This is a genomic window from Cyanobium sp. T1B-Tous, assembly GCF_024345475.1.
Taxonomy (GTDB): Bacteria; Cyanobacteriota; Cyanobacteriia; order PCC-6307; family Cyanobiaceae; genus Cyanobium_A.
The window spans coordinates 1-6,767 of record NZ_JAGQBE010000094.1; the positions used below are offsets into that span (position 1 = coordinate 1).

Sequence of the window (6,767 nt, forward strand, 5' to 3'; positions counted from 1 at the left end):
AGTTTTTGCCCCTGCTGCCCGCCCCTCAGGAGTTTTCGGCTTTTTGGATCACGGCAGCCTGTTGGGATCGCGTGGGTCTTTTTGATCCGGGTTTTTTCCCGGCCTACTGCGAAGACCTCGACTTTCGCGACCGGTTGCGGGCCGATTCCTGGATTTGCTGGCCTGAAGCGGCCGATCTGCAGGCGCGCATGGCGGCTAGCAACCGCGAGCACAGCCTCACGATCACTAGCGATGCCGATTTTGCATCGCACAACCGATCCAGCTTCGCTTTGAACAGACTCTGGTATCTCAGCCATCGCCGACTTCGCCACGATCCGCGTGGCACCTGGCTGCGGCAATGGTTGGCCGAGTGGAAAGATTGAAGCTGGCCTCAACAATCTCGTCTTGCCAGTTTCGTCTCGCCTGGCAGCTCAGTCTCGCCTGGCAGGCCAGTTTCGCCTGATACCCCCCTCCCGATCGATTTCCTGAGCAGTTGATGAGCACAGAGCATTCGAGTCCGGGCGATGCCCTCAGACAGCAGCTCGATGATTGGCTGGCGCCCATCCTGGAGGAGCTGCAGCAGGCCGAGCTGGCCAACCAGTGGCCCCGGGTGGAGCAGCTGTGTAAGCAGGCTCTGCAGCGTGATGGCGAGAACTGGGGCCTTTGGCAACGGCTCGCGCAGAGCTATGAGGCCCGCAGCGAATTGGCTCAGGCTGAAACCCTCTGGCGTCATCTCACGCAGCGGTTCAGCAGTCGGCCGGAGCCCTACCTCGCCCTGGCTGCATTGCAGCGCCTGCGTGGGGCACCGGATGCGGCGCGGGTGGTGCTGGAGGAGGCGGAGCGCAGGGTGGGCAATTCCGATGCCCTGCGGCGGTCGTTGGGAGTGATCGACGACCCCTGGGCCCTGGGTGAGGCGGTTCCCCAGCTCGCCTCGGGAGCCTCTGCCCAGGAGCTGACTCGGGCTTTGCAGTTGGTGCAGCAACACCTGGAGGCCGGACGCTTTGCCGAAGCAGAGGCTGTGCTCGAACAGATCCTGAAAGCCAAGCCCCAAGCTGGGCGGGTTCACCTCAGCCTGGCCCAGCTGCGTCAGCGCCGCGGCGAGCCAGATTTGTTGATTGCTCAGTTGGAGCCCCTGCTGAGTGATCCACAGGTGGCAGCCGGTGTTCAGGAGCGCCTGCCGCTGACACTGTTGCTGGTGCGGGCTCTGCTGAGCCAGCAGCTCTGGTTGCGGGCTGATCTCGTGCTGGCGCCGCTGGCTGCGGATCCGGAATCCTGCGGGGTGGTGGAGTTGCTGCTCGCCCGGGCCGAGGTGGCCCTAGGCCGCGGCGATGAGCAGGCTGCCCAGCAGTGGCTGGAGCGTTGCCTGGCGTTGCAGCCGGCTCAAGCCACGGCGCACCGCTTGCTGGGGGTGGTGGCCCTGCGTTTGGGTGACTGGTCGTCGGCGATGGCCTCCTTCACCAATGCGCTCGCGCTCGAGCCCAACAACAACGAGATCGCTGAGATGCTGGAGAAGGCGAGGTTTGAGCAGCTCTGGTGGCGAGCTGAAACGGAGCTGAAGCGCGGGGCGTGGGCGGCAGCTGCGGAGTGTTACCGCCAGCTCCTCGAGAGCTCTCCGGGGCATGCAGACGCGCTGGCTCGCCTGGATCTGCTGGCCAGCCTTGGGCCGCAAGCCCTGGTGGAGGCTGCCGAATCCGGCCTGTCAACAGCGCCAGATTCAGCGGCAACGCAGCTGGATCAGTTCCGGGCGCAGCTTGATCGTTTCGAAGCTCAGCTGAAAATGCTGGGCGTGCTGATGGCGTCGCCTTCGGGACCTTGAGGGGCATCGACGGCTGGTCGTTCCTGTGAGGTGGCAGCGAACAACTGCTGTTGCAACGATCTCACTTCGGCTTGCATCTGCATCACCTGTTTCTGGCGCAGCGCCACCAATTGCTGCAGCTGCAAGCGTTTCTGGTGATCGCGGGAATCGCGGCTGGGTTGGTCCGGGGGTTGGTCCAGGGGTTGGTCAAGCTGGATCACCAGTTCTTCCAGCATCTGCCGTCCTAGATCCAGTGGACTGAGCAACTGCTGCAGTTGCCCCTGCCAGCGCTGCAGTCGGTTGTCCTGACGGCCGCCGGCCATCTCTTCAATCAGGCGTGTGAGGCCCTGGCTTAGGTCTGCGAGGGGGTTTAGGAGCTGTTCGAGCTCAAGGGCGATTCGATCGCGCTCGCGACGGCGGCCCACGGCCGCCTGATCCAGGCTGTTCACGCTGTGCTGCAGCAGCCGCTCAGCCCGCAGGAGTTGCTCGGCTGTCTGGTGCCAGAGAGGACTTGTCATGGGGAGCTGGGCGCAGGGCTGCGGGAAGCCGTCTTGAGATCAGAATGGCAGCTGAGCGCTTGGTGCCAGTGCTGTTGGTGCTGATCCAGCAGTTGCTCGAATTCCAGGCGCTCTCTGGCTCGGCGGTGCCTCACCAGGGTGGCCAGGCCGCCGTCCACAAGCTGTCGCCGCAGCCCCACCCCGCTCGGATCCAGCAGGCTGATCACGGCGTCGGCAAGGGCCTCGGGGTTGCTGGGGCGCAGCAGGCAGTTGCGGCCATCGCGGCAGAGCTGGTCGTTGAGCAGTCGTTGCTCGCAGACCAGCGGAACGCGCAGCGCCATTGCGGCTAATCGCCGCAGCCCGAAGCTGGCCTCCCCTGGGGGCGGGGCGAGCACAACCACCACAGGAGCAGCAGCCAGTGCGCTTTGCCACTGCGTCATGGGCCAGGGGCTGAGTTCGCTGCGGAAGCGCACACCGCGGCGGATCAGGCTTTGCTGCAGCGCAAGGCCCAGGGTGGCATTGGTGCTGGCGAGCAGCAGTACCTCCTGATCGGTTGTGGCTTGGCCCGGGGCTGGCAGGTCTTCCGGGTCAAGTGCCATCGGCAGGGTGTGGATCGGCTCGCGCAGCCGTTGGCCAGCAGCCAGTTGCTGGGCCACGGCCTCGCCCAGCGCCACCCGGATCGCCGGCCGCGTCAGAGCGCCGTGCCCCCAGCAGCGCAGGTCGCCACCCCAAAACACCTGCAGCCGCGGTCGCGAGGTGCTGGTGCCATACAGCCGATCGGCAGCGCGCCAATCAGCGGCATCACTCACCAGCACCAGCGCTGGATTGGGGTGGGGCTGTTGCCTGATCCAGCCCTCTTCCAGCAAGGGAAGCCAAGGTGAATGGGGCGGTAGCGCAACCTGCTTCGGCATCCAGATCTGTGCCCGTCGCTGGCCGTCGGCCCGGGCGTAGCGAAACAATTGGCTGAGTTTCAGGGCGCTGCTGCCATGGGATGGCTCAGCTGCCAGCATCTGAATTGGACCCATGAATGCAGCTGATGTGTCGGTCAATGCAGCCGCGGAGCGCTTACAACAGTTTCAAGCATTGCAAGAGCAGCTGGCGCAGGGCGATCGCGCCGCCGCAGCGGTCACGGCCCGCGCTTTGCTGACTGACTCCCTCCAGCCTCTGCAGCGCGCTCTGGTACTTCAGCGCCAGGGTGAGCTGTTGCGTGCGGAGGGCGATCGTGCGGCTGCTCAGCGCGTCTGGATGCAGAGCCTGGGATTGCGCTTCAGTCCGCAGGTGGCGTTTGCCCTGGCTGAGCTGAGCCTGTTGCCCGCGGTGCGCTGGCACGAACAACCGCAGTGGCAGTGGCTGGTTCGCCAGCTGCTGGATTGCGGCTACGGAGCGGAGTTGCTGCGATGGCTGCTCCATGTGCTGGACCAATACCCACTGGATCAACAACGCCAGCAGCTCCTGGAGGCACTGGAACGGGAGCATCAGCCGCTGCTGGAGCGTGATGCTGATTTCAGACGGCGATGGCAGCGCCTACGTCGCTGCGCTGGATTGCGGTGAGCGGCAGGCTGGCGGTGCACGCACCACGCCGCTCAGCCTGCTGCCTCATCCAGAGCAGGGCTGCGGCGGGGCTGCTCTGGTGTGGCAGGGCCGTCATCACTCGCCGGAGCCAGGCCGTTTGTGCCACCAGACAGCCCGGCTCTTGATGGTTGGGCTCACGCACGGGCATGGGCTGGCTGCCCAGCTGCCAGCCCAGTTGCAGCAGATCCACGCCGCCGGTGTCGAAGCAGCGCAGCACTGCAGGCAGCAGTGCCAATGGTGGCAGGGCCGTGGTGATCGGCCAGGCGAGATGCCCCTGCGCGACCTCGAGAGCACTGGCCCAGGCTGCGGCCACGGCACCCGCACCGTCGGAGGGATCGGCTGGGCGCGCCACCACTTCCCAGGGCAGCGATGGGGTTGGGCAGAGGCTGTCTGCGAGCTGTTGCAGCTGGGATTCCGGTGCAGCCAGCAGCAGGCTGAGTTTTGGGGCCTGCTCGCTTCCCGGCCACAGCGCCTTGCAGGCAGCTGTTGGCGTATGGCTGGCAGCGGTATGACCGGCCGCTGCCAAGGGTGCTGCCAACGGTGCCGCTGCCGTGCAATCGAGGCTGGGCCAGCCCAGGGTCTGGGCACTGCTGATCAGCCATGGCAGCACCTCGGCTGGATCGCAGCCCAGCCCGACGGGAGCGGCTTGCAATACACCGCGCGGCAAGAGGGCCCAACTGAATTGACCGGCGGGATCGAGGTAGCCGTGGGCGTTGATCAGGGCTGTGAGCCCTTCTGCCGTGGGAGGGAGCTGGCAAGCCTCGAGGCCGTCGAGCAGGTTGTCGCTGAGGCGCCAGGCACGGCCCACCAGCAACCGTTTGCGGTTGTTGGTGATGCTGCTGCACAACGCGCTCAGGTTGGCGCAGAATTCAGTGCTGAGTAGGGCATCGGCGCTGGTAAACAGCAGCCAATCCTGTCGGGTTTGTTCGGCGCAGCAACGCAAGAGCTCACGGAGGCAGGGATCGTCGTTGGCGTTGGTGGCCACATCGGCGAGAACCTGCCGCTGGGGCTGTGGCGGCAGATCGCTCTCCCCGATCAGTAACTGATCCACATCGAGCGAGTCCCAATTGGCAGCTGCTCGGCGTAGTCGTTGGGGCCCCTCAACAGCCCCCGCTTGGGCGGCCCTGATGCCGGCGCAAAGAGTGAAGGCAGCCATTCCCAAACTTTATGTGCACCAGTCAGACTGGAGGGATTGCGGGCAATCACGTTATGGCCACCAAACCCGAGCTGAAGCTCACGCGTGAGCGTTCATCTGCTCAGACGACGGGGTTTGCCGGATCTGGAGGCGCTGTGGCGTTGATCAGTGTGCTGGTGCTGCTGGTGGTGGGGATTCAGTTGGGTGGGCTGCCCTGGCGTTACCGCAAGCAGTTGTGGCAGTTGCAGGGTGGTTTGGTGGGAGTGGCCGCGGGATTTGTGCTCGGGCGGTTTTCGCGTCCTAGTCCGCCACAATCGTAGGTAGTACGTGGCATATCTCTGAAGGAAAGTGCAGCATATAAGGCCCATCTTGTGGGCACCTCGAAAAATCGCAAGACCACTTGATAGCGACCGAACTTAAATTATACCAAGGCTTCAAGATTACATGCTTTTCGTTGGCCAGCGAGGTTTCTGGGACGAACAACAAAGAGTTGCAAAGCTCCAAGAGAAGAAGCCTATCCTGACGCATCTTACTGAATCGATTCCTTGGGAAACATTCCGCCCTTTACTGGATAAGGGCTACAGCCAGGAGCGCAAAAGCAATGCTGGCCGCAAACGGATAGATCCACTGATTCTTTTCAAGAAGCCGATGCTCCAGCAACTATTCAATTTAAGCGATGAAGAGGTCGAATTCCAAGTACATGACCGTCGTTCCTTCGAGGAGTTTGCCGGCCTTGGTGTAATGAATAATATCCCTGATGCTACAATTGTGGCTTTCTTCAGAGAGCGCCTGCGCAAGGCTGGTGTAATCGAAGAGCTTTTTGAGATGTTTGAGGGATACCTGAGAGACCAGGGCCTCGAAGCCCGTGGTGGTCAAATCATTGATGCCACTCTTGTTCCTGTTCCAAAGCAACGTAATAACCGAGAAGAAAACAAAGGTATCAAGGCTGATCGCCTACCGGATGGATGGGATGAAAACCCAAATCGTTTGCAGCAGAAGGATTTATATGCCCGCTGGCTGAAAAAGAATGGGATCAATCACTACTGCTACAAGAACAGTATCTGCATTGATGCCGAGCACAGTTTTATCAGACGCTTTATCGTGACTCCAGCCAATATTCATGACAGTCAGATGCTTCCAATGCTCCTGGATCCGGAAAATCATGATGATTATGTCTGGGCAGATTCTGCCTATGCAGGCGAGTGCATTGAAGATCTGCTGAGCCTAGGTGGGTTTGAAGTCGCATCCATAAAAAGGGCTCGCGCAATCACCCTCTTAGCCAGGGCCGCCTAAAAGTGTGTCCATGGCGTGCTGGCGGGGCCTGACAGCATTGGCTTTGGTCGGCGGGAACGGCTTACCTCCATGTCCCAAATTCCAGACGCCGCAGCTGATCAGCTTGATTCCAGCGACTTAATCAGGGCCTCCTGAATAAAGCCAGACCAGTTGCGCCGCAATGGATCTGAGCAGTTTCGGGCGGTGAAATGTACGCAAATGGGGCCATTTGCGCCCAAAAACCGCCCAGAGTTTTCCACATGTATCGGCGCGAGCATCGTGATCAGCTCTCGTTCAAGGATTTCTTCCTGCCATTTGGTGGACAACTCTCAGGCGACAACCGCTGGATCAAGCTCGCCGAGCTGATCCCGTGGGACGAATTGGAAGATGACTATGCATCCAAGTTCTGCAAGGGGTTTGGTGCTCCAGCGAAGCCATTTCGCATGGCGCTGGGAGCTTTGATCATCAAAGCCCGCTTGGGGCTCACGGATGAAGAACTCGTTGAGCAGATCAAAGA

Annotated in this window: 8 protein-coding genes and 1 pseudogene; 6 read left to right on the forward strand and 3 right to left on the reverse strand. The window is 62.0% G+C overall.

The features are described from left to right. Positions 1 to 362, forward strand: a 362-nt coding sequence (locus KBY71_RS14025) for a glycosyltransferase family 2 protein (RefSeq protein WP_396095540.1), incomplete at its 5' end; no start/stop codon positions are given. 113 nt (positions 363 to 475) lie between these two features. After that, positions 476 to 1,795 (forward strand): tetratricopeptide repeat protein, encoded by a 1,320-nt coding sequence (locus KBY71_RS14030; RefSeq protein WP_254929514.1) that lies wholly within the window; start codon positions 476 to 478, stop codon positions 1,793 to 1,795. Here KBY71_RS14030 and KBY71_RS14035 read toward each other — a convergent pair. Continuing rightward, positions 1,747 to 2,292, reverse strand: a complete 546-nt coding sequence (locus tag KBY71_RS14035; protein WP_254929515.1) for a hypothetical protein — start codon at positions 2,290 to 2,292, stop codon at positions 1,747 to 1,749. The genes KBY71_RS14030 and KBY71_RS14035 overlap by 49 nt on opposite strands. Further along, complete coding sequence (locus tag KBY71_RS14040; protein WP_254929516.1) at positions 2,289 to 3,296, reverse strand: glycosyltransferase; 1,008 nt, start codon at positions 3,294 to 3,296, stop codon at positions 2,289 to 2,291. Before KBY71_RS14040 ends, KBY71_RS14035 begins: the two co-directional genes overlap by 4 nt. Here KBY71_RS14040 and KBY71_RS14045 point away from each other — a divergent pair. Further along, positions 3,295 to 3,822 (forward strand): hypothetical protein, encoded by a 528-nt coding sequence (locus KBY71_RS14045; protein ID WP_254929517.1) that lies wholly within the window; start codon positions 3,295 to 3,297, stop codon positions 3,820 to 3,822. The two genes, KBY71_RS14040 and KBY71_RS14045, sit on opposite strands and share 2 nt — an antisense overlap. Here the strand turns inward: KBY71_RS14045 and KBY71_RS14050 are convergent. Continuing rightward, positions 3,776 to 4,894 (reverse strand): hypothetical protein, encoded by a 1,119-nt coding sequence (locus tag KBY71_RS14050; protein WP_254929518.1) that lies wholly within the window; start codon positions 4,892 to 4,894, stop codon positions 3,776 to 3,778. The two genes, KBY71_RS14045 and KBY71_RS14050, sit on opposite strands and share 47 nt — an antisense overlap. 158 nt (positions 4,895 to 5,052) lie before the next feature. Here KBY71_RS14050 and KBY71_RS14055 point away from each other — a divergent pair, with 158 nt between their 5' ends. The 3 genes and pseudogenes from KBY71_RS14055 to KBY71_RS14065 all read left to right on the forward strand — a co-directional run. Beyond that, on the forward strand, positions 5,053 to 5,298 hold the full coding sequence (locus KBY71_RS14055; protein WP_254929519.1) for a hypothetical protein: 246 nt from the start codon (positions 5,053 to 5,055) through the stop codon (positions 5,296 to 5,298). A 124-nt stretch (positions 5,299 to 5,422) separates the two neighbouring features. Further along, positions 5,423 to 6,271 (forward strand): IS5 family transposase, encoded by an 849-nt coding sequence (locus KBY71_RS14060; RefSeq protein WP_254929520.1) that lies wholly within the window; start codon positions 5,423 to 5,425, stop codon positions 6,269 to 6,271. 239 nt (positions 6,272 to 6,510) lie between these two features. Continuing rightward, positions 6,511 to 6,767, forward strand: a pseudogene (locus KBY71_RS14065) (IS5/IS1182 family transposase); the annotation flags it as partial.

Bases quoted from the DNA above. Each gene is read 5' to 3' on its own strand.
- KBY71_RS14030 (WP_254929514.1), top strand. From the start codon at position 476: ATGAGCACAGAGCATTCGAGTCCGGGCGATGCCCTCAGACAGCAGCTC.
- KBY71_RS14035 (WP_254929515.1), bottom strand. From the start codon at position 2,292: ATGACAAGTCCTCTCTGGCACCAGACAGCCGAGCAACTCCTGCGGGCT.
- KBY71_RS14045 (WP_254929517.1), top strand. From the start codon at position 3,295: ATGAATGCAGCTGATGTGTCGGTCAATGCAGCCGCGGAGCGCTTACAA.
- KBY71_RS14040 (WP_254929516.1), bottom strand. From the start codon at position 3,296: ATGGGTCCAATTCAGATGCTGGCAGCTGAGCCATCCCATGGCAGCAGC.
- KBY71_RS14055 (WP_254929519.1), top strand. From the start codon at position 5,053: ATGGCCACCAAACCCGAGCTGAAGCTCACGCGTGAGCGTTCATCTGCT.
- KBY71_RS14060 (WP_254929520.1), top strand. From the start codon at position 5,423: ATGCTTTTCGTTGGCCAGCGAGGTTTCTGGGACGAACAACAAAGAGTT.